The following is a 25,131-nucleotide window of genomic DNA, read 5'->3' as shown; positions in this document are numbered from 1 at the left end:
CCGGGGCGGCGCACCTGGGGTCCACGATCCCGGGAAGGCGGAACACCATGCTCCCCCACCTCGTCCAGAACGACGGCTGCACCAGCTACGGCCCCGGTCACCACGTCCACTGGATCCACACCAAGAAGTGCCACCAGGAGCCCGGCCAGGCCGTGGAACTGCTGCTCACCTCCGGTGACATCGGCGCCGACGGCTGGTTCCAGCTGCGCCCCGCCTTCGACCACGCCGAGGAACTGCCGAAGGTGTGGACACACGCCCCGGCGGCCCTCACCGAACTGCTCACGGTCCACCGCGGCCGGGTGTTCTGGCTGCCGCGGTGGCACGCCCTGAAACTGGTGGACTCCGCGGGCCGGGCCACGGCCCTGGTCAATACCGGTTTCGAGGGCGGCCCGCTGTGCGCGACGACCGCCCCCGACCCGCGGCGGACCGTCGGCGGCACGAGCTACGGACTGTAGTCGCGCCTCACCCCAGCGCGTCCGCCAGCGCGCTGTCCGCCGCCGCCCGCGACTCCTGCCACAGGGTGGTCACCGGAATCCACACATGGACCCCCTCCGGCATGCCCACGGCGGCCGCGCGGAAGGTGACCCCTGGATGGGACGGGTCCGCCGCCACCGAGAGGCTGCCGACGACGTGGCCCTCGGTGGCCGCCGGGTCCGCGGTCCGCACGGCGGCGTACGCCCGCTCGCCCGGGGACAGCTCGTAGGGGCCGCTCCCGGCGGGCGGGACGGCCTCGGCGGAGCCGTCGAGCCCCCGGAAGGTGATCGTGGGGATCCGGTCCACCACACAGGTCCGGCCGCCGCTGTTGACGACGTCGATCCGGGCCACGTTCCGCTGTCCGCCGGGTGCGGCGTGCACGGAGAGGGCCTTCTCCTGGCAGGTCGCGAGGCGGCTCGTGGCACCGGTCGTCGCGGAGGCCGCGGTGCCGGTCAGTGGCAGGGTGGCCGCGACGGCGAGTGCGGCGGTGAGAGCGGAGCCAAGACGCATGGTGTTTCTCCCGTTGGATCGACAGCCTGCGGATACGGCCGGGCGGCCCGTCGGCCGGTGCGGCCGACATGGACAGTGTGAACCGTTTGACCCGATCCCCGCGACAGATCGGACATATCGGTTCGGTATGTCCGGTGCCGGAACGCGGCTCGGTGCATCCGGTGCCGGAACGCTGTGCCGCGCCCGCCGGGTCGTCCCGCTGTGCACAGGCGCGGACCCGCAGCAGGAACGCGGCCACCACCGGCGCGACCGTGACGAGGCCCGCCGACAGCGCCACGACCCGGAGGGGCCCGCCCCGCGAGCCTCACCGGGTCCGGACCGTCGCCATCACGTCCCGGTCGGGCTGCAGTGTGAGCGACGGGACCGGCTCGATGACGCCCGGGTCCACGTCCAGCTCGAAGCGGCGGGCCAGCACGGCCAGGATCAGCACCGCCTCGACCATCGCGAACCGGGTGCCCAGACAGACCCGGGGGCCGCCGCCGAACGGGAACCAGGCGTACTCCGCGATGCTGTCGCCCGCCTCCGGATCCCACCGCTCGGGACGGAACTCCTCCGGCTCGGGGAACCACCGCGCGTCGCGCTGAGTCACCCACTGGCTGGTCCACACCCGGGTGCCCTCGGGCATCGGCACACCGCCGATCCGCGCATCCGCCTTCGCGACACCGGTGACCAGCCAGATCGTCGGGTAGAGGCGCAGCGTCTCCTTGACCACGGACTGGGTGTACGTCAGCCGCGCGTAGTCGTCGAACCCCGGCTCCCGGTCGCCGAGCACCCGGTCCAGCTCCTCGGCGAGCGCGGCACGCGCCCGCGGATTGCGGGCCAGCAGATACCAGGCCCACACCAGCGTGGAACTGGTCGTCTCGTGCCCGCCGATGTACAGCGTGACCGTCTCGTCGCGGATCTCCCGGTCGGTGAGGCGCTCACCCGTCTCGTCGACCGCCGTCAGCAGCCGGCTCAGCAGATCGGGGCGCTCGTCCCCTCCGTCACGATGACGGGCGACGACCCGGCCCACCTCGGCGTCGATGACCGCCGCGGCCTTCTTGATCCTGGCCCGGCCGGGGGTCGGCACCCAGTCCGGCAGCAGCGCGCCGATCCCGGCGAACTCCTTGCCGATCTCCTGTTGTGCCACATCCATCGCCCGGCCCATCGCCTCGGCGTCGGCCGCGGTGTCGACACCGAAGATGGTACGCACCGCGATCCGCTGCGTCAGCGCCGCCATCTCCCGCTTGATGTCGATGCGTTCACCGCCCGACCAGGTGTCCGCCAGCTCCACCGTACTGCTCGCCATCGTCGCCGCGTACGAGCGCACCTGCTTGGGCCGTACCGAGGGCTGCACCAGCGAACGCTTTCGCCGCCAGTCCGTGCCGCGGGCGACCACCACGCCGTTGCCCATCACGGTGCGGAAGGCGATTCCCAGGGCCGGCTGGTCGAAAGAGCGTTCCGTCTCGGTGAGCAGCTCGCCGATGCAGTCCGGATCGGCTATGTACACACAGGAGTTGGGGCCGAACCGCCAGCCCACCATGTCCCCGTGGGAGCGCAGCCGCTCGAAGAAGGCGAGGGGGTTCTTCCCGAACTGCGGCAGGTTCCCGAGGAACGGCAGCCCCTTCGGGCCCGGCACGATCCGGTGGCTCCGCGGCTCGGCGTCGATGGCCGGGCCGGTCTCCGTGGACATGAATGTCTCCGCTCCCTTGTGGCGCACCGATCCGGTGCGCGGCGACCTGACTTCAGGGGTACCGCACGCCCTGGAACCTGTCATCGGCCTTGTGCGGTACGTGAGTTGTCGAGAGTAGTCGCTGTGCGCCACCGCCGGACGGGCCCGGGAGCGGGGCCCGTCCGGCGGGATGTGCGGGTCAGACGCCCGGCGGGACCCTGGACGGGCGGCCGTTGCCGCGCGTGAGGGAGTAGCCGAACACCGCCGCGATCGCTCCGAGCACGCCGCCGCCGACCGTCCACAGCCAGCGGTCGGTCCACCAGCCCGATGCCCAGCCGTCCTCCGGCTCGCTGCCGAGCGAGACCCTGGACGAACCGTCCTCGTCACCGTCGGACGAGCCGTCGGAGGCCTGCGCGACGGAGGACACACCGGGGACCAGCGGCTCGGCGAGCGTGCCGTCCACATCGCCGGCGCCGCCCTTGTCGGCCGCCGTGACCTCGACCTCGGTCTTCACCGGAAGACCGAGGTCCGCCGACGGCAGATCGACGACCGTCAGCCGTACGTAGTAGCTGCCCGGCAGCGGGTCGTTGGCCCAGGGCTCGGACCAGGCGCGGACGGTGCGCAGTACGCAGGTCAGCTCGACCGCCGACGCGTCGGCCGCGGCCTTGCCGGTCTGACGGCCGTACATGCAGGCCTGGCGGCGCCGCAGCCCGTCGTACACATCGACCTGCCACGCCGACGTGCCGTGCCGGGAGGCGCTCGGCGGCAGGGTGATCTTCGCCTTGACGGTGGCCCGCTGGCCCGCGTCGGCGGGGAACACCCAGTACAGGTAGTCACCCGTGGACGCCCCGGCGGTGGCGAGCTGGTTCTGCCGGAGGGCCGTCGCCGTACGGAAGGTGGTGCCGGCCTCGGTGGGTCCGGCGCCGTCCTCGGAGGCGCTCGGGCTCGGGCTCGCCGACGGGTCGTCGGCCACCGCGGCGCCCGCCGAGGTCAGCAGGGCGAGCCCGGCGAGCAGTGCGCCCGCGAATACACGTGTCCTACGCATCAGTTGGTCCTCCAGACGGCGACGCGCCAGCGCGAGATCCAGCCGACGACCAGGCCCGCGATCAGCCCGGTGAGCACCAGTACGCCCAGCAGCCACCAGCCGCGGCCGAGTCCGAACGCGGCGACGTCGGCGGCCTCGTCCGGGGAGTCCACCAGGTCCACGGTCAGCTCGACCGGCATGCCGGGCGAGGTCTTCACCGAGGCGGGGGCCGAGAAGGAGTTGCTGACCTGGAGACACACGGTCTCGGCGGCCGGCTTGTCACCGCTGTCCGTGTCGTCCTGCTCGGCCTTGGGGTAGCGCAGTCCGGAGGAGATCGCGTCGGTGCGGCCGGTGCCCGACTCCGAGCCGCGCACGATCTCCCTGCCGTGCACGGTCAGCGCGCGCAGCAGCACGCCGTAGTCGTTGTTCACGGCACGGTCGGCGAAGACGCTGACCGAGGCGCGCAGTTCCTGGCCGGGCAGCACATCCACCCGGTACCAGCGGTGCTCGCCGAACTTCTCCCGGTCGGTGTACAGGCCGGCCTTGAGCTGCGGCGCCGCGGAGCAGCTGTTCGCGCCCTCGGTCGCCACCGGGGTGACGACGGGCTCGGCGGCCCGGTCCACCAACTGCTTCACGCGGCCGGAGAGTTCATCGGTGTGCTGGACCGCGGTGTAGGTGCCGCCGGTGGCCTCGGCGATGCACGTCAGCTGCTCGCGGATCTTCGCGTTCGGCACCAGGCCCAGGGTGTCGATGACGAGATGGATGCCGCGGGCCGCGATGTCACGTGCCACCTCGCACGGGTCGAGCGGGCCGCAGGTGTCCTCGCCGTCACTGATCAGTACGATCCGGCGGGTGGAGTCACCGCCTTCGAGGTCGTCGGCGGCGCCCAGCAGGGCCGGGCCGATCGGGGTCCAGCCGGTGGGGGCCAGGGTGGCGACCGCGGTCTTCGCCTCGGTGCGGTCCAGCGGGCCGACCGGGTAGAGCTGCTTGGTGTCCTTGCAGCCGACCTTGCGGTCGTTGCCCGGATAGTCGGCACCGAGCGTCCGGATGCCGAGCTCCACCTGCTCGGGCACCGCGTCCAGCACCTCGTTGAACGCCTGCTTGGCGGCCGTCATCCGGGACTGGCCGTCGATGTCGCGGGTCCGCATGGAGCCGCTGACGTCGAGCACCAGCTCGACCTTGGGGGAGGCTTTGGCGGGGGCTTCGTCGGCGGCGGCGGGGAGTGCCGTGCCGAGCCCGGCGGTCAGGGTGGCGAGCAGGATGCCCACCCCGGCCGTCAGCCTTTTTCTTATGATCATCGCCGGATACTAGTGAAGATCGACGCGCTACCCCAAACCGGTCCGCGGACCGCTGGGGAACCGTCAGAAACCGCCGAGCAAGGGCCCCGAGGCCCGCTCCAGTACCGACCCGACCCGCTCCCAGGTGGCCGAGTCCCGCCCCACGGGCGGCAGCCGGACGTCCTCGCCGGTGCTCCAGCCGGCGGCGATCGCGACCGGGTCCGTGCCGGTGGCCGCGGCCGCGGCCAGTGCGGCGGCACCCAGCGCCACCGGCTCGCCGGTCCCGGGCACGATCACGGGCCGCCCGGAGAGCCGCCGTACCGTCTCCACCCAGGCCCGGCCCCGGGCGCCGCCGCCGATCAGCCGCAGCGGCCGGGCGGCCACCTCGGGTTCGGCCGGGTCGAGACCGCAGGCCCGCAGGAGTTCGTCCAGGGCGCGCAGCACGGTGACGACGGCGCCCTCGTAGGCGGCTCCGAGGAGCTGACGGGGTGTGGTGTCGTGCCGGAGGCCGGTGAGCAGCCCGGCGGCGGTGGGCAGGTCGGGGGTGCGTTCGCCGTCGAGATAGGGGAGGAGCACCGCCTCGCCGCCAGGGGAGGCGTCTTCGCGGTCCAGGCCGAGCAGTGCGGCGACCTTGTCCACGGCCAGCGTGCAGTTGAGGGTGCAGGCCAGCGGGAGATAGGTGCCGTCCGTCGCCGCGAAGCCGGAGAGCGCCGGGGACGCCGGGCGGGTTCGGGACGCCGCGAAGACCGTGCCCGAGGTGCCGAGGCTGAGGACGGGGTGGTCGACGAGACCGGCGCCGCCCAGCCCGAGGCCGACGGCGGCGCTCATGTTGTCACCGGTGCCCGCGGCCACGGCGGTCGTGAGGGGCAGCCCGAGCGCCTCGGCCGCCGCCGCGGTCAGCGAGCCGACGCGGGTCGCGCCGGTCCGGGCCACCTCGGGGAGCAACGCGGCGTCCAGGCCGAGGAGTTCGAGGAGCCCGGGGTCGTAGGAGCCGGTCGCGGTGGAGTACCAGCCGGTGCCCGAGGCGTCGCCGGGGTCGGTGGCGGCGGTGCCCGCGAGCCGTTCGGTCAGGAAGTCGTGGGGCAGGCGTACGGCCGCGGCCGCGGCGGCCGTGTCCGGCTCGTTCTCCCGCAGCCACCGCCACTTCGACGCGGTGACGGCGGCCACCGGCACCGACCCGGTCCGCGCCGTCCAGGCGTCCGGGCCGCCGAGCGCCTCGGTGAGCGCGGCGGCCTGCGGGGCGGAACGGGTGTCGTTCCACAGCATCGCGGGGCGCAGCGGACGGCCCGCACGGTCGAGGACCACCAGTCCGTGCTGCTGCCCGGCGACCGCGATTCCGGTCACCGCCGACGCGGCGGCCCCGGACTCCTTCAGCCCCGCGGCCACGGCGCCGCGCAGCGCCTGCCACCACACCTCCGGATCGCTCTCGCGGGCCCCCGCCTCGCCTCGCACGACATGCGGCGCGCGGCCGACGGCGAGCAGCCGCCCGCTCGCGGCATCGACGAAGACGGCCTTGGTGGACTGGGTGGAACTGTCCACGCCGATGACGACGGTACGCGGCGGCATGGCGCCCTCATTCCTGTGCTGCGGCCCCGTGCGGAGGGCACTGCCGATTTCGGTCGTGCGCCAAACAAAATACGTGACCCGACCCCCGCCGAACAGTGGCAGTGCGAGGGGTTACGCGCCGGAGGTGGCCCGTGCATCATTAGTCATGACAGTGAACAAATAAGGCTCGGGATGCTCGACCGGACCCGGGCCCGAAGGCACCGAAGGCGGCCAGACGATGACGGAACGCTTCACGCCCACCCCCGAGGACCGGTTCACCTTCGGACTCTGGACGGTGGGCTGGCAGGGACGCGACCCGTTCGGCGACGCGACCCGCGCGGCGATCGACCCGGCCGAATCCGTGCGGCGGCTCGCGGAGCTGGGCGCGTACGGTGTGACGTTCCACGACGACGACCTGATTCCGTTCGGCGCCACGGACAGCGAGCGCGAAGGGATCGTGAAGCGGTTCCGGCAGGCGCTGGACGCGGCCGGGCTCGTCGTCCCCATGGCGACGACGAACCTGTTCACCCACCCGGTGTTCAAGGACGGCGCGTTCACCGCCAACGACCGCGACGTACGCCGCTTCGCGCTGCGCAAGACGCTGCGCAACATCGACCTCGCCGTCGAGCTCGGCGCCACCACCTACGTCGCCTGGGGCGGCCGCGAGGGCTCCGAGTCCGGCGCCGCCAAGGACATCCGGCTCGCCCTGGACCGGATGAAGGAAGCCTTCGACCTGCTCGGCGAGTACGTCACCGAGCAGGGCTACGACCTGAGGTTCGCCATCGAGCCCAAGCCGAACGAGCCGCGCGGCGACATCCTGCTCCCCACCATCGGCCACGCCCTCGCCTTCATCGAGCGGCTGGAGCGCCCGGAGCTGGTCGGGGTCAACCCGGAGACCGGACACGAGCAGATGGCCGGGCTGAACTTCCCGCACGGCATCGCGCAGGCCCTGTGGGCGGGCAAGCTCTTCCACATCGATCTGAACGGCCAGACCGGCATCAAGTACGACCAGGACCTGCGGTTCGGCGCGGGAGACCTGCGCCAGGCGTTCTGGCTCGTCGACCTGCTGGAGACCGCCGGATACGCGGGCCCGAGGCACTTCGACTTCAAGCCGCCGCGTACCGAGGACCACGACGGGGTCTGGGCCTCGGCCGCGGGGTGCATGCGCAACTACCTGATCCTCAAGGAGCGCGCCGCCGCCTTCCGGGCCGACCCCGCCGTCCAGGAGGCGCTGCGCGCGTCCCGCCTCGACGAACTGGCCCGTCGCACCGCCGAGGACGGAATCGCCGGGCTGCTGGCCGACCGGTCGGCGTACGAGGAGTTCGACGTGACGGCGGCGGCCGAACGGGGCATGGCATTCGAGGCCCTGGACCAGCTGGCGATGGACCACCTGCTCGGCGTCCGCTGAACCCGCGGCGCGCCCGGCCGACTCTCAGCCGGCCGGGCGGCCCGCGTACGCCACCGGATCGGCCAGCACCCCCGTCAGCACCAGCGCCGCGGCGCCCCGGGCCGCGTCACCCGCGACGGACGAGGCACGCAGCCGCCCGCTCCCCGGGGACCAGAGCCCCGACACCACACGGCCGGTCAGCTCCTGGTCGGCGGGCGGCGACAGCCACGGCATCAGGTTCCGGTAGATCCCGCCGAGCACCACCGCGTCCGGGTCGAGCAGATTCACCGCCCCCGACAGCACCCGCCCCAGCATCCGGCCCGCCTCCGAGACCGCGGCCACCGCCCGTTCGTCCCCCGCGCGGGCACGCCGTTCCAGCTCGGCCACCCCGGCGCCGCCGCCGGACTCCGCGATCCCGGCGGTCCGCAGCAGCGCCGCCTGACCCGCGTACTGCTCCAGGCAGCCGCGCGATCCGCACCGGCACCGCGGCCCCTCGGCGTCCACCACCACATGCCCGATCTCGCCGGCGAACCCGTGGGCCCCGCGCAGCAGTTCACCGTTGATGACCAGTGCGCCGCCGACACCGATCTCGCCGGTCAGATAGAGGAAGCTGCGCAGGTCGTCGAGTCCGCCGAACCAGAGCTCGGCCAGCGCCGCCAGATTGGCCTCGTTCTCGGAGGTCACCGTCAGCGCCGGGTGGCCGGGGCGGGCGCCGGCGAGTGCCGCCGCGAAGAGCTCCTCGGCCGGCACCTGGTTCCAGCCCAGGTTGGGCGCCTGGCGCACCGTGCCGCCGGAGACCAGTCCGGGCAGGGCGAGCGCCACCCCGACCGGGAGGAGCTCCTGCTCGCGGGCCGAATCCAGGGTGCGCGCGGCGATGCCGGCGGCCCGCGCCAGGACCTCCTCGGGGGGTGCGCCGCGGTTGTCGAGGTGCTCGGTGAGCCGGACGCGTCCGGTGCCCGCCAGGTCGACGACGCACACCGACACATAGTCGATGTTGACCTCCACGCCGAGTCCGGCGGGCCCGGTGCGCGCCACCTTGAGCGCGGTCCCGGGGCGGCCCGCCTGCCCGCTGAACGTCTTGCCGGACTCGGTGAGGAAACCGATGTCCAGCAACTGCTCGACCAGTGAGGACACCGCGGCCCGGGTCAGTCCCACCCGTGCGGCGACCCCGGCCCTGGTCGCCCCGCCCTCGGCCTCGTCACGGACGGCCCGCAGCACCAGGCTGAGATTGCTCCGGCGCACAGTGTCCTTGTCGGCCTTGGGCCCCAGCGGTGTGACGTTGCTCTTCATGTCGGAGCCGAGCCTATGCGATCCGTTGTGCGGCCCGGCGGGCGGACTTTCCGGCCATCGGAAGGTCCTGCCCGCCGGGTGGCGCTCAGGCCTTCGAGCCGCGCTCCTTGAGCATGTCCGCCATGAGTGCGATCTCCGACTGCTGGCCGCGCACCATTCCCGCCGCCAGGTTCCTGATCTCGTCCGTGTCCGCCGAGCCGGCCGCGGCCCGGGCCATCTCCACCCCGGCCTCGTGGTGCGGGGTCATCAGCTTCAGGAACAGCACCTCGGCGTCCCGGCCCTTCGCCGCCCGCAGCGCGTCGAGTTCGGTGTCGGTCGCCATGCCGGGCATCAGCGAACCGTCCCCCCTCGGTGTGAAGGGGTGGTTCATCCACTTCATGGGCACGGCCGAGGAGGACTTCGCCCGGCCCCACGTCTCCAGCCAGCCGAGCATCATGCCCCGCTGATTGGCCTGTGTGTTGATGATGTCGTACGCGAGCCGGCGCACCGCCTCGTCGGAGGTGCGGTCCCGCACGATGAACGACATCTCGACCGCCTGCTGATGGTGGACCGACATGTCACGGGCGAACCCGACGTCGACCGACGTGTCCGAGGGAGCGGCCGCGACGGAGGCGGATCCCGCGGACGAGGACGGCCGTACGAGCATGAGCGCGACCAGGCCCACCGCCAGCAGCAGCACCACGCCGCCGGCCAGCACCATCGGACGCGAGGAGCGGATCGCGGAAGTCACTGGGCGACCCCGCCCGTGCAGGCGGCGCCCGGCTCCGGGGTCTGCGGGCCCTGCACGTACTTGGTGAAGAACTGCCCCACGCGCGCGTCGGCGGCGCCGTCCACCGTGACCTGCTTGCCCCAGGCGCTGAGCATCAGCGGGGCGGCCTGGTCCTCGACCGGGCTCATCAGGGAGTAGGGCGTCGACTCGACCCGCTCGCGGAGCTTGTCCAGGTCGGCCGGCTTCGCCTTGCTGGTGTACGTGACCCAGACCGCGCCGTGCTCCAGGGAGTGCACGGCGTTCTCCTCCGGTATCGCCTTGGTGTAGACGTCGGCGTTGCAGTTCATCCAGACCGGGTTGTGATCGCCGCCGACCGGCGGGTTCATCGGGTAGTCGACCTTCTTTTCGACGTGGTTCTGGGTGAGCTTGTCCCAGGTCCGCTCGCCCTTCACCGGAGAGGACTTGGCCGCGGTCTCGGCCTTGTCCTTGTCGTCGGCGGCGGACATCAGATAGCCGCCGCCCGCGACGAGCGCGGCGACCACGGCGACGGACGCGGTGATGGTGATGATGCGGCTGCGCCGCTCGCGGGCCCGCTCCTTGCGGCGGGCCTCCTCCAGCTTGGCGCGACGTGCGGAGGCAGAGGTGTTCTGCTGTTTGGCGGAAGCCATGGGGGGTCCTTCGGTTCAACGAGAGGGATGGAGCTGAGGGCATGCGGAGTCCGTCCCCCGGTGTTCCGGGGAACGGGTCCTGCCTCTAGATCCGCTGAACCTGCAGACGGAGATGGTCGACTTCCCGCACGGCGTCGTTGGACGGGCCGCGGATCGCGGCCGCGCCGGTGAGCGGGGCGACCGGAACGACGACGGTCCCACCGGGGAGCGCCACGGGTGCGCTCTGGCCGGGCAGCACGACCGGGGTGGAGTGCTCGGAGGTCCCGTGGCAGGAACTGCCCACGCCCCGGTCCTCGGGGGAATCGGCCACCACGATCCGGGCGAGTGCCTGGTGCGTGGGGGTGAAGGTGCGGGCGACGGCCGTGTGGTCGCCGGAGCCGTGCGCGGCCGGGGCCGTGATCGAACAGCACGAGACCATGGCGAGCAGCACGAACAGCCAGCCGAGCACGGCCGACGCGCGGATGCCCCGCACTCGTCGGTGGGTCCGTTCGCTCAGCCGGTTCATGCCGTCATCGTACGCGGTGTGTGAACTTTCAATGAGGGGTGGGACGGGTGTGAGTGGGGCGGACGACGCGCGAGTGCCCCCTGGCACGGGCTTCCGTGCGAGGGGGCACCCGGTGGGACGGAGGACCCGCTACGGGGCGGAGCCGGCCCCGGACTTCGCCTCGGACCTCGCCACGGGCTCGGCCTCCGTCTCAACCCGCGCCGGCTCCTCCTTCGGGCCGAGCCGCCCGAACACGGCCGCGAGGACCACCGCGGCCAGCGCCCCGGCGGCGACGCCGCTGCCGAAGACCGTACGGGCCCACACGGGCAGGCCCGCGTACATCTCCGGCGCGAAGACCGGCAGCAGGCCGACGCAGAGCGCCAGCGCGACCACGATGCCGTTGGTGCCGTGGCCGAGGTTCTCGCGGCTGAGCATGCCGAACCCCATCGTCGCGATCACCGCGTAGATGATCAGCCCCGCGGCTCCGACCACCGGCTCCGGGATGGCCGCGAGCAGCCGGGTCAGCGGTGTGATCAGACCGCAGACGATCAGCAGCACCCCCGCGCCCGCCGTGACGAACCGGCTGCGGACCCGGGTGAGCTGGACGATGCCGATGTTCTCGGCGCTCGTCACCATCAGCGACGTACCGAAGACCCCGGCCCCCAGCGAGGTCACCGCGTCGGCCCGGGAGATCCGCGGCACGTCACGCGCGGCGTCCGGCGTACGGCCCACGGCCTCGCTGTTCAGCACGGTCTGGCCGGTGGCCTCCGCCAGCGAGGCGAGCGCGAAGACCAGCAGCGGCACGGCGGCCAGCAGATCGAAGTGCGGGGTGCCGTACGGGAACGGGTCGGGCAGCGCGAACGTGCTGCCGTGCGCCAGGTGGAACGCCGTACCGCTGACCGCGGCGACGAGCGTGCCGCCCACGAGGCCGAACAGCACCGACATCTGCCGCCACACGCCGCGCATGACGAGGAAGAACAGCGCGGTGATGCCGAGCGTCGCGAAGCCGAGCCCCGGGCCCGAGGCGATCATCGGCGCGGTGATCTTGATCATGTTGATGCCGATCAGGACCACCGTGGTGCCCATCACCAGCGGTGGGAAGAACCGCACCAGACGCCCGTACAGCGGCAGCACGAGAATCAGGAAGACCGCGGCGATCAGCACCGAACCGGACGCGGTGGCCGGGCCGTGCTCCTTCGCCACCTGGAGGAAGATCGCCACCGCCGCTCCGCCCGGCAGCATCAGGAACGGGAGCCGGGCGCCGATGCGCAGCGGCCCGATGCCCAGCGACTGGAGCAGCGCCCCGACACCGCACAGCACCAGCGTCGCGCTGAGCAGCGAAGCCGTCTGGGACGCCGACAGCGAGAGCGTGGTGCCGATCAGGATCACCGAGGAGACGGGGGCGGCGATCCCGGCGAGCAGATGCTGGAACGCCAGGGGCGCCAGCCGGGGGAGGGGGAGCCGCTCGTCGACCGGCGCGACGGACGCGACCGGTGCGACGGGGGCGGCGGTGTCGGGGACGGGGGAGGCCATGGTCCGGCTCAGCCCTTCGGGACGTCGAGCCAGGGGAGCTCCTGGGCTGAGTAACGATAGGAGCGGAACACGGCGTTGGGTTCCGACGGGAACAGCTTGCGCACTTCTTCTTCCTGGTAGCCGCCGAAGAACGGCACGACGTACTCCCAGCACAGATATCCGTCCGCGGTCACCTCGAAGAGGCGGCCGGCGGGGGAGTCCGTCACGAGCGTGTTGCCGTTGGGCAGACGCTGGGCGCTGCCCATGAACGGGGCGAAGAACGACTCGCGCGCCGGGTCGTGGTATTCCCACACAATGGTGCCACTCGCGCGCTCGATCTCGATGACGCGGCTGAACGGGACGTCCCAGTGCGGGCGGAAGACGCCGTTGTCGAAGACCAGGAAGTTGCCGTTCTCCAGCTCGGTCGGGCAGTGCTGCTGCGATACGGCACCGGGCTCGCTGCGCCAGATGATCTCGCCAGTCTCACGGCTGATGACGACGACGGCCGACACCGAGCGGAAGCTCGCCAGGATGTTGCCGTCGCTGGTCGGCAGCACGCTGTTGATCAGCGGGTAGTGCTCGCGCGAGTAGTCGGGGTGCAGCGGGAATGCCGCGCGGTCCAGGTGCTCGGAGACCTTCCACTCCCACACCGTGCTGCCCTCGGCGTCCACCTCCACGATGGTGTCCGCCCACACCGTGCCCCCGGGCTCCGAGCCGGGCACACCGCCCCTGACCGCGGCGGCGGCCTCGCCGGTCAGCGGCTCCAGGGCGGAGTAGAGGAGGCGGCCGTCGCCGTAGTGGTAAGCGTCGTGGTGCTGGTAACGGTCGCGGTGCTCGCGCACGACCGTGCCGTCCGGGGTGATCTCCTGCATGATCCCGCCGCGGTACTTGTGCCACATCGGGAAGAGAGCCGGTTCGTCCGGGAGGACACCGCTGTAGGCCAGGTTGCCGTTGGGCAGGATCCGGGCGTGCCGGCCGGGGCGGTAGGGGAGGTTCCACTGGTGGACGACCTCACCGCGCATGTCGATGAGGTAGACCTCGCCGCCGCCGGTCAGCGGGGCGAAGAGGGTGTACCCGCCGTAGCTGGCGTCCTCGTCCAGGGCCATGAGTCCGGTGCCGCGGCGTCGTCGCTGGTTCTGGTCCACGAGGGGCATGGATCGGTCCTCCCGGTTAACTTTTTTAGGTGGGACTTAAAAGGTTAACCGGGCCGGTAGGCTGCTATCCGCCCCGCCGGTTGTGGTGTGCGGCACTCAGGACACGGAGTGAGTGAGATGAGCGAGGCGGACACCCCGCTGGTCGGCCCGGGAATTCGCCGACGGCGCCGCGCCCTGGAGATGACCCTCGCGGAGGTCGCGGGGCGGGCCGGACTCTCCGTCCCCTTCCTCAGCCAGATCGAGAACGGCCGTTCCCGGCCGAGCATGGGTTCCCTCCAGCGCATCGCCGACGCGCTCGGCACGAGCGCGGTCCAGCTGCTGTCCACGGCCGAGGCCCCGCGGCCCGTGGACGTGGTGCGCCACAGCTCCGCCGCCGTGCGCGAGACCGGGGCACAGGGCGAGAGCGACGGCCGGATGCGCCCACTGGTCCGGGGCCATCAGCGGCTGCACGCCCTGGAGTTCACCGGCGCGCACGACTGGGGGCGGGAGTTCCGGCACCGCAACGACGAGATCCTGTACGTGGCCGACGGCTCGGCCGAGGTCGAGGCGGACGGCAACTTCTACCGCCTGGAACAGGGCGACACGCTCTACTGCGCGGGCGGCCTCGTCCACCGGTGGCGGCCTATCGCACCGAACACCCGGGTCCTCGTCGTCGGCATCGCCGACCACGTCCAGGCCACCGACGAACAGGCCGGCTGACCGGCGGGGAGGCCCGGCAAGGAGCGCCGCCCGAGAAGGGGGCCGCCCCCGTGCCATGCTGTGCCCATGCCGTACCTGGTGCCGCCCCACATTCCTCCGGGTCGCCTCGCGGACCTCGAACAACCGGTGCTCACCGCCGACGGCGACCTGCTTCTGCGCCCGTGGCGGTCCGAGGACGCACCGGCGGTCGTGGCGGCCTTCTCCGATCCGGCGATCCAGCACTGGCATCTGCGCCGGGCCGACAGCGAGGACGAGGCACGCGACTGGATCGGGCAGTGGCAGGACGCCTGGCGCAGCCGGACCGGGGCCCACTGGGCCGTCGTACGTCCCGGGGGAGCGGGCGACGGGGCCGGCGAAGTGCTCGGCCGGGTCTCGCTCCGGTCCCTGGTGACGGCGATGGGCATGGCGGAATGCTCCTACTGGGTGCTGCCGGCCGCCCGTGGACGGGGCGTGGCGCCCGGGGCCGTCTCGGCGCTCGCACGCTGGGCCTTCGACGAGATCGGGTTCGAGCGGATCGAACTCGCGCACTCCGTGCGGAACGAGCCCTCCTGCCGGGTGGCGGCCAAGGCGGGCTTCGCCCTGGAGGGCACCCGGCGCCGGTCCCTCCGCCACGCCGACGGCTGGCACGACATGCACCTCCATGCCCGGCTGCGCGGGGACGACGCGAGGGGCTGACCGCGCCGGGGGCGGCGGCGCCGGCCGCCCCCGCTCCAGCGCGGCGTTCAGTCCCGCTCGACGTCCACCTCGGTGAGCCGCGCGTACCGGCCGGGGTCGGCGCGCCGGATGCGCAGGGCCACCACGAACCCGGCCACGAGCACCACCGGCAGCGGCACCAGCAGCGCCGCGTTGACCGCGCCCGTGCGCCCGGTGAGCAGGTCGAAGTGGAGCGTCGCGAGCACCGACAGGAGCGCGAGCCCAGCGAAGGCGATCAGCGGTGCGACCGCGACCCGCCAGACCGACATGCCGCGCCGGTTCCGGCGGAAGAAGAAGCACACGGCGAGCGCGGCCAGCGCCTGCATGATCATGATGCCGAGCACACCGGTGCTGTTGGTCCACAGGAAGATCTCGGCGTACGGATCCGCGTCGATCAGCGCACCGCCCACCACGATCACCAGGCCGAAGACGGTCTGTGCGACGACCGCCGTCACCGGTGAACCCTGCCGGGCCGAGACCCGGCCCAGCCGGCGCGGCAGCAGACCCTCGCGGCCCAGGGCGTAGAGGTAGCGGGCCGCGGCATTGTGGAAGGCGAGGGTGGCGGCGAACGCGCTGACCACGATCAGCACATGCATGGAGTCCGCGAGCCACGGGCCGACGAACCGCTCGGCCGCGTGGAACGTCAGCTGCGGGCCGTCCGAGGACCGGGCCATCGAGACGGACCTGTCCGTACCGAAGCCGCCCATCAGGATCCACACCCCGGCGGCGTAGAACAGCGCCAGGAACCCGATGGCGATGAACGTGGCACGGGGCACGGTGCGCTCCGGGTCGCGCGCCTCCTCGGCGTAGATCGCGGTCGCCTCGAAGCCCGTGAACGCGCCGATGACCAGGACGAACATCCCCGCCATGCCGCCCGAGGAGGACAGCACGGACGGGTCGAACGACGTGATGTCCAGGGCCGCGGTCCCCCGGTCCGCCAGCACCCCGACGTCCATCACCAGCAGCACCAGGACCTCCAGCACCAGCGCCACCCCCAGCACCTTCGCGCTCAGCGTGACCCGCAGCCAGCCCAGTACCCCGGTGCCCAGCACACAGAGGGTCGACAGCGGCCACCAGGGCAGTTGCGCACCGGTGAGATCGCTCAGGGTCGTCGAGGCGAAGTAGCCGAACCCGGCGGCGACGCCGGGAGCGATGAGGTTGTACGAGAGCGTCGCCAGGTAGGCCGTGGCGACACCGAGGGTACGGCCGAGCCCCCGGGCCACGTACGCGTAGAAGGCCCCGGCATTGCGTACATAGCGGCTCATCGCGGTGAACCCGGCGGCGAACAGCACCAGCAGCGCACCGGAGACCAGATAGCCGAGCGGGGTGCCCGGGCCGCCGATCCCGATGGCGAACGGCGCGACCCCGGCCAGCACGGTCAGCGGCGCGGCCGCCGCCACGACGAAGAAGACCAGATCGAAGGTGCCGATCTGCCCCTTGGCGAGGCTTCCCGAAGGGCCGCCGGACGGCGGGGCGGGATCCGCGGGGGCGGATGGGGCGGAGGGGGCGGGGGAGGCGGGCGGCGGGACGGCCGTCGAGGGTTGCGTCATCGGTGGTTCCTCAGGTGCGAACGGGCGGCTGGGCGCCGGATCCGATGCCTTCTCCAGGCATGGGTCGGCGGAAAAGACCAGTTCAGGGGCGGCCCGACTGGGCGCGGCGCTCAAGCTATCTGGTATACCGAATACCAGGCAAGGGGGTACGGAAGGTTTCCGGAATCTGCGATGATCGCGGCACGGGAGCCGGAAAGAGACCGGCTCCGAAGGGCAGGAAGCGAGTCCATGAGCAGCAGCCGAACCGCCGGCCTCACCGCCACCGGCACCATCGGTGCGGCACATCAGTCGCTGCGCGACCGGGTCTATGCGGAACTGCGCGAGAGGATCATCGACGGCCGCTACCCCTCCGGGCACCGGGTCGTCGAACGGGAACTCGCGGACGAGCTGGGGGTGTCCCGCATCCCGGTACGGGAGGCCATCCAGCGGCTGGAGACCGAGGGGTTCATCGCGGCGCAGGCGCGCAAGGGCGCGTTCGTCGCCCCGCTCGGCCCGGCCGAGGCCGCGGACTTCTTCGACATCCGGGAACACCTGGAAGCGCTGGCCGCCTCGCTGGCCGCCCGCCGCGCCGACCGGGCCGGACTGCGCACCCTGGAAAAGCTCCTGGACCGGGCCCGCCGCGCCGCCGGCTCCCCCCGCCGGATCCGCGAACTGGGCTCGGTCCATGCCGACTTCCATCAGCAGATCGTCGTCATGTCCGGCAACCCGCTGCTCCAGGGCCTGATGGCACCGCTCGACGGCCGGCTGCGCCGGCTCTTCAGCCTCACCTCCGAGCCGGGCGACGGCCCCGTGATGTGCGGTGAGCACGAACTGCTCTACGAGGCGATACGGAGCGGCGACGCGGACGCGGCGGAACGGATCGCCCGCCGCCATGTGGCCGGTACGCGCGCGACCGCGATGCAGATGCTCGCCGCCGGGACCGTGGACACCGGGACCGTGGACACCGGGACCGGTACCGCCGCCGAGCCCACGGACCCCGGCCCCCGGCTCCGGCCCTGACCGGGACGACGCCCATCCCGCGCACGACGTCGCGCATCACCGAAGGAGACCCCAGCCCCATGGCGACGCCCGCCCCCGCTTGCCCCGATGTCCTGTTCACCGCCGTCCGTTCCGCCGATGGCCGTATTCGTGACCTGCTGGTCCGCGAAGGCCGGATAGCCGCGTACGACCCGGCCGAGCTGCCCGAAGGCTGTGTCGCCGTGGACGCCGCGGGCGCCCTCGCGCTGCCCTCGCCCGTCGACGCGCACATCCACCCCGACAAGTCGACCTGGGGCGGGCCCTGGCTGAGCCGTGAACCCGCCGACACGCTCCGGGACCTGATCGAGGGCGACGTACGGGCCAGGACCGCCTTCACGGATCCGCTGGCGGAGCGGGTCGGGGCGCTGATGGACCGGGCGATCGCCCGTGGCACCCGCGCCATGCGGGCCCATGTCGATGTCGCTCCCGTCCACGGCCTCTCGGGAGTGCACCAGGTGCGTGCGGCGGCCGACGCCCGCAAGGACCTCCTCGACGTTCAGATCGTCGCCTTCCCCCAGCTCGGCCTGTTGAGCGAGCCCGGCACCGCCGAACTCATGGAGCAGGCCCTGTCCGAGGGCGCCGATGTCGTCGGCGGTCTCGACCCGATCGGCATCGACGGTGACATGGACGGCCAGCTGGACTTCGTGTTCGGGCTGGCCGGCCGCAGCGGCGCACCGCTCGACATCCATCTGCACGACGGCGGACCGGCGGGCATCCGCCAGATCACCGAGATCGCCCGGCGCACCGTCGCCGCCGGGATGCAGGGACGGGTCACCCTCGGCCATGCCTTCGCCGTGGCCGAGCTGGAGGGCGCCGAACTCGACTCGCTCGCCGAGCTGTTGGCCGGCGCGGGCGTCTCGCTGGTCACCTGTGCGCTGGGCGCCGACCCGGTCCTGGACCCCGCACGGCTCACCCCGCGCGGCGTGCGGCTCGGCGTCGGTTCCGACGGGGTGCGCGATGCCTGGACGCCGTTCGGCGACGGCGACATGATCGCCCGGGCCCATCTGCTCGCGTACCGCACGGACGCCCGCACCGACGCCGAACTCGCCGCCTGCTACGAGGCGGTGGCCCAGGGGGGTGCCGCGCTGCTCGGGCTGCCCGCCTCCCGGCTGGAGGCCGGCGACCCGGCGGACTTCGTCCTGGTGGCGGCGGATTCGCTGCCCGAGACGGTCGTGGACCGCCCGATTCCGTCCATGGTGGTACGCGCGGGCCGGGTGATCGCCCGCGCGGGCCGGCTGGTCTGAGGCGCCTGGGCCGGCTGGTCCGAGGCGTGCGGGGCCCGGCGCCGCGGCGGCCGGTCAGCCGCGGTCGAGTGCGCGATCGGTGAGGGGGCCGGCGCAGCCGGTGTAGTGGGCCGGGTCGGTCAGTTCGCCCAGGTCGAGACCGGCGAGTTCGGGCTCCTCGTCGAGCACGTCCGCGAGGACGTCGGCCAGGTCCGTGGTCTCCGCGCGGGCCCGGTCGGCGGCGCCGGCCAGAACCTCCTCGGCGCGCCTGCGGCCGATCCGCTCGGCGAACACGGCGGCCAGCCGCTCCGAGACGATCAGGCCGTCGGTGAGCTGGAGGTTCTCCCGCATGGCGTACGGGACGACGCGCAGTGAACCGGTGAGTTCGGCGGCGCGGCGCGCGGCCCCGCCGACCAGCCGCAGCAGTTCACGCAGCGGCTCCCACTCGGCTTGCCACGCCCCGGCCGGCCGCTCGTCCTCGGCGGCGAGCGATCCGTACAGCGTCGCCGCCAGACCTGGGGCGCGACGGGCGGCCGCCGCGATCAGCGTGGCGTGCACCGGATCGGCCCGGTGCGCCATGGCGGGCGAACCGTCGCCCTGACCCTCGGTCACCTCGCCGATCTCGGTTCGGGAAAGGGTGAGCACATCGGCCGCCAGCTTGCCGAGCGCACCCGCGGTGAAGGCGAGCGCGCCCGCCAGGTCCGCGATCGGGGTACGCAGGGTGTGCCACGGCAACAGCGGTTCGGCCAGGCCGAGTTCGCTCGCGAACGCCTGGACCAGGGGCAGGCCGGGATCGATCGCGTCGATGTCCTCGGTGGGCGCGTACGCCTCGAAGGCAGCCAACGTCCCGGCCACGCCGCCGAGTTGTGCGGGGAGCGACTCCCGTACGGCCGAGAGCCGGTCCCGCGCGTCGAGGATCAGGGCCCGCCACCCGGCCGCCTTGAGTCCGAAGGTGGTCGGCGCCGCGTGCTGGGTGAGGGTCCGGCCGGCCATCGGGGTGTTGCGGTGCGCGGTGGCGAGCAGGGCCACCGCCTCCGCGGCCCGCGCCAGATCGTCGAGCAGCGGAGCCAGCGTCCGCGCGGCGACCAGCATGGCGGCGGTGTCCAGGATGTCCTGGCTGGTCGCGCCCCGGTGCACATACGGCCGGACGTCCGGTTCCACCGCGGCGGCGAGGTCCATCACCAGCGGGCCGACCGGATCGCCGCCCGGGCGTGCGCGCAGCGCCAGATCGCGTATGTCGAACCGGCCCGCCTCGGCCGCCGCGGCCGTGACCGCCCGGCCCGCCTCCTCGGGAGCGAGTCCGCAGCCGGACTGGGCGCGGGTGAGCGCGGCCTCGGCGTCGCGCATCGCCTGCAGGAAGGCGCTGTCGCCGGTGGCCGTCTCGGCGGGGGAGCCTGCCCGCCCGGGGGCGAGCAGACCGGCATCGCTCTCGTACATCGGCTGAACTCCAGGTGGACCGTGCTCGCCGCCCGCTGCGGGCGGATGTCGGACCGGTGGGTACGAAGCGGTTCCGCGTACCGGCTGTGCGCGGAGGTCCGGGCGGTGCCGCGAGACTGCGGCTGTCCACCGACGGGGTGAGGGCCGTCAGCCCTCCTCGCCCGTCCGGTGGATGCCGAACACCGCACCCTGCGGATCCCGTACGACCGCGATCCGCGGCCCGTCCGGGATGTCGGTCGGCGGCATCAGCAGTTCGCCGCCGGCGCCCCGGGCAGTGGCGGCCGTCGTGTCGACATCCGTCACGGCGAAGTACGGCAGCCAGTTCGACGGTGCCTCCGGCGGGAACCGGTCGTCCATGATCAACATCCCGCCGAAGTCCTCACCGGCCACGCCCCACTGCGTGTACCGGTCCGATGCGGCGTTCACCGTCCAGCCGAAGACCGCGGGGTAGAAGGCGAGCGCCGGGTCGGCCTCGCGGGTGACGAGCTCGACCCAGCCGAGCGCACCGGGGTCGTTCAGCCGCTCCGCACCGGCGAAGGCGCGTCCCTGCCACAGCGAGAACACCGCACCGGACGGATCGGCGACCACCGCGAACCTGCCCTGGTCGAACACGTCCATCGGGCCGACCAGCAGCGAGCCGCCCGCCGATTTCACCCGTTCGACGGTGCCGTCCGTGTCCTCGGTGGCGAAGGAGACCGTCCAGGCGGTCGGCTGACCCGGCTGATAGACCGGGCTGAGCGCCGCCACCCGGGCGTCGCCGAGGTGCGCCATCGTGTAGCCGCCCGCCTCCTCGCGCGGATCGGTCTCCGAGCGCCAGCCGAACAGGGCCGCGTAGAACGACTTGGCGGCCGGGATGTCGGTGGTACTGAGCTCGATCCAGCAGGGGCCGCTGGGCACCGGTTCGGTGAGCTTCATTCGGTTCCTCCGTGGATGCGTGGGCGCGTGGATGCGTACGGGTGCCCGCACCTGCCAGTCCTTGCGCAGTTGAACGCTATGACCTCGCGCGGGGCGCGGCCATCGGGGAAGGAATGTTTTACGGGTGTAATACCTGCTAAAGTATTTGGGTGAGCGATACAACTACCCGGTCCCGGCAGCCCTCCGTCCGCAGACTCCCGCTGGCCGCCCCGCTGCGTCTCGCCCGGCCCTCGGACATGTGGTTCAAACCGGCGCTGAGCGTGGTCGTCGCCACCGCCGTACCGGATCTGGTGCTGTTCGCCGTCGACCGGCTCGACCTCGTGATGTACACGATGGCCGGATCGCTCTGCGCGCTCTACGGCCACAACCTGCCGTACGCCCGGCGTGCCCGCGCGGTCGCCGGAGTCGTCGTGTCCATGGTCATCGGCCTGGCGATATCCCTGGTCGCGGCCTCTCTCACCGGGTCGACCGCCGTGCTCATCGCGGTGGGAGCGCTGCTCGCCGCGGCGCAGAAGACGCTCTGCGACGCCACCCGCATCGGCCCGCCCGGACCCGTGATCTTCACCTTCGTCACCTCCGCCGCGCTCTTCGCCCCACAGCACCTCGGCCAGGTGCCCGGTCATCTCGCGCTGACCCTGGCCGCCGGCGCGATCGCCTGGCTGGTCACGGCCGGCCCCGCGCTCCTGCGCCGCGAGGGCCCGGAGCGCCGGGCGACGGCCCGCGCCCTCGACGCCGCCGCCGCGTACCTCGCCGACCCCGGCCACCGCACCCGGCACACCGCGGCCGCCACCGTGCACGCGGCCTGGCAGACCCTGCTCGCCGCCGGCCGCCCCACGCCCGTACGCCGGGACCTCGAACGCCTGGTCGTGCACGCCGAGGCCGCTTTCACCGCAGGCACCTCCGGCGCCGACCCGGCCGCCCCCGGCCCGGAACAGCTCCGCATCTGGGCCCGGCAGACCCGCGCCCGGGGCCCCGTACCCACCCCGCCGCCCGCCCCGGGCACGGCCGAGGAACTGTTCGGCATCGACGCCGAACGGGCCGCCCGGCGGAGCGGAAGCCGCCGCGAGGCCCGCCGCGCACTGCTGCGCAGCCTCGCCCCGGGATCCCCGCTGCTGCCCATCGGCGCCCGCGCGCTCCTCGGCTGCGCCCTGGCCGGATACGTCTCCCAGGCGGTCGGCGTCGGCCGCCCCTACTGGGCGATCGTCACCGCCGCCTCCCTGTACCAGGCCAACGTGACCCTGTCCTGGAACCGGGCGCTCCAGCGCACCCTCGGCAATCTGCTCGGCGTCCTCGTCTTCGCCGCGATCCTCCCGGTCAGCCGCACCGGACCGCTGGCCCTCATCGGCTTCTGCCTGTTCTTCGGCTTCGCGGCCGAGGCCCTGATCACCCGCAACTACTGGCTCGGCTCCGTCGCCGTCACCCCGATGGCACTGCTGGTGCTCGAATTCGGCGGCACCCACCCGGCGGGTGAACTCGTCGGCGACCGGGTCCTGGACACCGTCATCGGCGCCGGGGTGGGCGTACTCGCCGCCATGCTGGTGACCAACCGCCGCGCCGCCGGACGCCTGGAGAAGGCGCTCGCCGCGACCGACCTGGCCCGCGCCCACGTCGTACACGCGCTGGCCGCCCCGCAGCCCACGCCCGCCGCGCTCGACGCCGCCCGCCGCAGGCTGACCGGCTCGCTCGTCGAACTGCGCGAGGCGGACGACACGGCCGCGGGCGAATGGTGGCAGCGCGCACTGCCCCAGGAGCGGGTGCTCGCGGCCGAGCAGGCCGGACACCGTACGCTCGCCGCGACAGCAACACGGCGGGGGCCGACCGCCCGCGCCCCGGAGAACGGAGCGGTGTGACCGACGACATCGTCGCCTCGGTGGTACGGCAGTGGCAGGCCGTCAACCCGGAACTGGACACCGGACCAATGGAACTCATCGGCCGGATCAACCGCTGCGCGGCCCTGCTCCAGCAGGCCGAGGACGCCCCGCTGCGTGCCGCCGGGCTGACCCGCGCCGAGTTCGACCTGCTCGGCGCCGTACGCCGCACCGACCGCGAACTCACCCCCGGCGAACTGGCCAGGGAGACCTTCTCGTCCGGGGCCGCCGTCACCAAGCGGCTGCGGGTCCTCCAGGAGCGCGGCCTGGTCGACCGACGCGGCGACGACCGCGACCGCCGGGTCAACCACGTCCGCCTCACCGAGGAGGGGCGCGCGCTGGTGGACATGCTGCTGCCCCGGCAGCTCGCCTACGAGCGCACGGTGCTGTCCGGTCTCGACGAGCAGTCGCGCGCCCGGCTCAGCGCCCAGCTCAGCGAGCTGCTGGTGCAACTGGAGGGACGCATCGGCGGCGTCCGGCACTGAGGCACGAGGGCAGGCCCGGGGCCGGTCCCGACGGCCCCGGAAAAAATCCCGCGCGGATTCCCGTACGCCGTTGCTAACGTCCACCGCATGAAGCGCGCTGCCATGACGACGACGCCGGAGAGTGTCCCGGCGCGCTGACAGCTGTGCAGTGAGAAGCCCCGGGGCGAGTGCCCCGGGGCTTCGCCTTGCGGTCACCCGCCCGACGACGCGAGGAGACCGCCATGCACGACCACCGCAAGCTCGGCCGCGAGCTGGGCCTGTTCGACACCGACCCGCTGATCGGCGCGGGACTGCCCTACTGGCTGCCCGACGGCGCCGCCGTGCGCCACACCCTGGAGGAGTACATCCGCACCGCCGAACGGCGGGCCGGCTACCGGCACGTGTACTCGCCGGTGCTCGGCAAGCGCGAGCTGTACGAGATCTCCGGGCACTGGTCGCACTACAGCGACGACATGTTCCCGCCGATGGACCTGGGCGGGGAACAGGTCGTGCTGCGGCCGAGCCTGTGTCCGCACCACGCCGTCATCTACCGCTCCCGCTCCCACAGTTACCGCGAACTGCCGCTGCGCATGGCCGAGCTGGGCGGCATGTACCGCTCCGAGCTGTCCGGAGTGCTCGGCGGGCTGACCCGGGTGCGCTCCATCCAGCTGAACGACGCGCACATCTTCTGCACCCCGGACCAGGTCGCCGAGGAGGCACGGGCCGCCCTGGAGATGATCGGCGCGGCGTACCGGGCGTTGGGCATCAGCGCGGCCCGCTACCGGCTCTCCCTGCCCGGCCCGGGTGGGAAGTACGTCGACGATCCCGGGATGTGGCGGAAGTCCACCGCCCTGCTGACCGAGGTCCTCGACAGCTCCGGGGTGCCTTACGAGGCCGCCGAGGGGGAGGCCGCGTTCTACGGCCCCAAGATCGATGTCCAGGTGGCCGACGGCGCCGGGCGCGAATCCACCCTCTCCACCGTCCAGATCGACTTCCATCAGCCGGGCCGGTTCGACCTGCACTACATCGGCGCCGACGGTGCGAAACACCGGCCGGTCATGATCCACCGCAGCATCGTCGGCAGTGTGGAGCGGGCCGTCGCCCAGCTGATCGAGGTGCACGGCGGGGCCTTCCCCGCCTGGCTGGCCCCCACCCAGCTGGCGATCATCCCGATCTCCGACGCCGAACTCCCCGACGCCGATGCGCTCGCCCGGCAGTGCGCCGGCCTGGGGCTGCGGACCGAGATCGCCGGACCGGAACGCGGCACCCTCTCGGCCCGCGTCCGGGAGGCCCGTCTGGTGCCCTGCCAGGCGGTCATCGGAGCGAGGGAGGCCGCCGAGGGGCAGGTGGCCCTGCGGCTGCGTGACGGAACCCGGCCGGCGTCGCGGCCCGCGGGCGAAGCCCTCGCACGGATCGCCGCCCTGGTGGAAGCACACGCCGTCGAACTCCGGCTGTAGGCGCCGCCGGCGGCGGACCGCCGGAGCCGGGCGCCGGAGCGGGACGGCGCGCTCCGGCGGTCCGCTCCGGCGCACCCGCACCCGCACCCGCACCCGCAACGCACCCGTGGCCACCGGGCCGGA

General features: G+C 73.0%; 23 protein-coding genes. 9 read left to right on the top strand and 14 right to left on the bottom strand.

The window, feature by feature from the left end; translation table 11 throughout:
- Positions 1–47 precede the first annotated feature (47 nt).
- Positions 48–455 carry a hypothetical protein gene (locus EES42_RS26495; RefSeq protein ID WP_124720752.1) on the top strand — a complete coding sequence of 136 codons (408 nt, stop codon included), beginning with the start codon at positions 48–50 and terminating at the stop codon, positions 453–455.
- A gap of 7 nt (positions 456–462) precedes the next feature.
- On the opposite strand, the gene EES42_RS26490 is transcribed toward EES42_RS26495, so the two are convergent.
- The 5 genes from EES42_RS26490 to xylB form a co-directional block, all read right to left on the bottom strand.
- Complete coding sequence (locus EES42_RS26490; RefSeq protein ID WP_124720751.1) at positions 463–984, bottom strand: DUF4232 domain-containing protein; 522 nt, start codon at positions 982–984, stop codon at positions 463–465.
- A 304-nt stretch (positions 985–1,288) separates the two neighbouring features.
- Positions 1,289–2,656, bottom strand: coding sequence for a cytochrome P450 (locus EES42_RS26485; protein WP_124720750.1), 1,368 nt, complete (start codon positions 2,654–2,656; stop codon positions 1,289–1,291).
- A gap of 178 nt (positions 2,657–2,834) precedes the next feature.
- The gene (locus EES42_RS26480; protein ID WP_124720749.1) at positions 2,835–3,680 is read right to left on the bottom strand and encodes a hypothetical protein; all 846 of its coding nucleotides are present in this window, start codon (positions 3,678–3,680) and stop codon (positions 2,835–2,837) included.
- Positions 3,680–4,957: a VWA domain-containing protein gene (locus EES42_RS26475; protein ID WP_164495322.1), complete on the bottom strand. Its 1,278-nt coding sequence runs from the start codon at positions 4,955–4,957 to the stop codon at positions 3,680–3,682. Before EES42_RS26475 ends, EES42_RS26480 begins: the two co-directional genes overlap by 1 nt.
- Positions 4,958–5,020: 63 nt before the next feature.
- Entirely contained in the window at positions 5,021–6,502 is a 1,482-nt protein-coding gene (gene xylB / locus EES42_RS26470) for a xylulokinase (protein ID WP_124720748.1), read from the bottom strand.
- Between the two features lie 217 nt (positions 6,503–6,719).
- Here xylB and xylA point away from each other — a divergent pair, with 217 nt between their 5' ends.
- The gene (xylA, locus tag EES42_RS26465; protein WP_124720747.1) at positions 6,720–7,889 is read left to right on the top strand and encodes a xylose isomerase; all 1,170 of its coding nucleotides are present in this window, start codon (positions 6,720–6,722) and stop codon (positions 7,887–7,889) included.
- A 24-nt stretch (positions 7,890–7,913) separates the two neighbouring features.
- Here xylA and EES42_RS26460 read toward each other — a convergent pair whose 3' ends face one another.
- The 6 genes from EES42_RS26460 to EES42_RS26435 form a co-directional block, all read right to left on the bottom strand.
- Positions 7,914–9,158, bottom strand: a complete 1,245-nt coding sequence (locus EES42_RS26460) for an ROK family protein (protein ID WP_124720746.1) — start codon at positions 9,156–9,158, stop codon at positions 7,914–7,916.
- 85 nt (positions 9,159–9,243) lie between these two features.
- The gene (locus EES42_RS26455; protein ID WP_124720745.1) at positions 9,244–9,888 is read right to left on the bottom strand and encodes a DUF305 domain-containing protein; all 645 of its coding nucleotides are present in this window, start codon (positions 9,886–9,888) and stop codon (positions 9,244–9,246) included.
- Positions 9,885–10,535, bottom strand: a complete 651-nt coding sequence (locus tag EES42_RS26450; RefSeq protein ID WP_124720744.1) for a DUF3105 domain-containing protein — start codon at positions 10,533–10,535, stop codon at positions 9,885–9,887. Before EES42_RS26450 ends, EES42_RS26455 begins: the two co-directional genes overlap by 4 nt.
- Positions 10,536–10,620: 85 nt before the next feature.
- Complete coding sequence (locus tag EES42_RS26445; RefSeq protein ID WP_124720743.1) at positions 10,621–11,040, bottom strand: hypothetical protein; 420 nt, start codon at positions 11,038–11,040, stop codon at positions 10,621–10,623.
- Positions 11,041–11,169: 129 nt separating this feature from the next.
- Complete coding sequence (locus tag EES42_RS26440; RefSeq protein WP_124720742.1) at positions 11,170–12,552, bottom strand: uracil-xanthine permease family protein; 1,383 nt, start codon at positions 12,550–12,552, stop codon at positions 11,170–11,172.
- Between the two features lie 8 nt (positions 12,553–12,560).
- Positions 12,561–13,685, bottom strand: coding sequence for an aryl-sulfate sulfotransferase (locus tag EES42_RS26435; RefSeq protein WP_124720741.1), 1,125 nt, complete (start codon positions 13,683–13,685; stop codon positions 12,561–12,563).
- Between the two features lie 117 nt (positions 13,686–13,802).
- Between EES42_RS26435 and EES42_RS26430 the strand changes: the two genes are divergently transcribed.
- Positions 13,803–14,384, top strand: a complete 582-nt coding sequence (locus EES42_RS26430) for a helix-turn-helix domain-containing protein (protein WP_124720740.1) — start codon at positions 13,803–13,805, stop codon at positions 14,382–14,384.
- Between the two features lie 66 nt (positions 14,385–14,450).
- Positions 14,451–15,059, top strand: coding sequence for a GNAT family N-acetyltransferase (locus tag EES42_RS26425; protein ID WP_124720739.1), 609 nt, complete (start codon positions 14,451–14,453; stop codon positions 15,057–15,059).
- Between the two features lie 47 nt (positions 15,060–15,106).
- Here EES42_RS26425 and EES42_RS26420 read toward each other — a convergent pair whose 3' ends face one another.
- Positions 15,107–16,627, bottom strand: coding sequence for an APC family permease (locus EES42_RS26420; protein ID WP_124720738.1), 1,521 nt, complete (start codon positions 16,625–16,627; stop codon positions 15,107–15,109).
- Positions 16,628–16,855: 228 nt separating this feature from the next.
- On the opposite strand from EES42_RS26420, the gene EES42_RS26415 reads away from it, so the two are divergent.
- The gene (locus EES42_RS26415; protein WP_124720737.1) at positions 16,856–17,626 is read left to right on the top strand and encodes a GntR family transcriptional regulator; all 771 of its coding nucleotides are present in this window, start codon (positions 16,856–16,858) and stop codon (positions 17,624–17,626) included.
- 59 nt (positions 17,627–17,685) lie between these two features.
- Positions 17,686–18,888 carry an amidohydrolase gene (locus EES42_RS26410; protein ID WP_124720736.1) on the top strand — a complete coding sequence of 401 codons (1,203 nt, stop codon included), beginning with the start codon at positions 17,686–17,688 and terminating at the stop codon, positions 18,886–18,888.
- Between the two features lie 54 nt (positions 18,889–18,942).
- Here EES42_RS26410 and pcaB read toward each other — a convergent pair whose 3' ends face one another.
- Both pcaB and EES42_RS26400 read right to left on the bottom strand, forming a co-directional pair.
- On the bottom strand, positions 18,943–20,304 hold the full coding sequence (gene pcaB / locus EES42_RS26405) for a 3-carboxy-cis,cis-muconate cycloisomerase (protein WP_124720735.1): 1,362 nt from the start codon (positions 20,302–20,304) through the stop codon (positions 18,943–18,945).
- A gap of 147 nt (positions 20,305–20,451) precedes the next feature.
- Positions 20,452–21,219, bottom strand: a complete 768-nt coding sequence (locus EES42_RS26400; protein ID WP_124720734.1) for a VOC family protein — start codon at positions 21,217–21,219, stop codon at positions 20,452–20,454.
- A 149-nt stretch (positions 21,220–21,368) separates the two neighbouring features.
- Here EES42_RS26400 and EES42_RS26395 point away from each other — a divergent pair, with 149 nt between their 5' ends.
- The 3 genes from EES42_RS26395 to thrS all read left to right on the top strand — a co-directional run bounded on the left by EES42_RS26395 (position 21,369) and on the right by thrS (position 25,008).
- Positions 21,369–23,069, top strand: a complete 1,701-nt coding sequence (locus tag EES42_RS26395) for an FUSC family protein (RefSeq protein WP_124720733.1) — start codon at positions 21,369–21,371, stop codon at positions 23,067–23,069.
- Positions 23,066–23,572, top strand: a complete 507-nt coding sequence (locus EES42_RS26390) for a MarR family winged helix-turn-helix transcriptional regulator (protein ID WP_124720732.1) — start codon at positions 23,066–23,068, stop codon at positions 23,570–23,572. Before EES42_RS26395 ends, EES42_RS26390 begins: the two co-directional genes overlap by 4 nt.
- A gap of 185 nt (positions 23,573–23,757) precedes the next feature.
- The gene (thrS, locus tag EES42_RS26385; protein WP_124720731.1) at positions 23,758–25,008 is read left to right on the top strand and encodes a threonine--tRNA ligase; all 1,251 of its coding nucleotides are present in this window, start codon (positions 23,758–23,760) and stop codon (positions 25,006–25,008) included.
- Positions 25,009–25,131: the final 123 nt, after the last annotated feature.

Source organism: Streptomyces sp. ADI95-17 (assembly GCF_003846175.1).
Lineage (GTDB): Bacteria > Actinomycetota > Actinomycetes > Streptomycetales > Streptomycetaceae > Streptomyces > Streptomyces sanglieri.
Note: the sequence above shows the minus strand (reverse complement) of the source record. Positions and strands in the feature narration are given on the sequence as shown.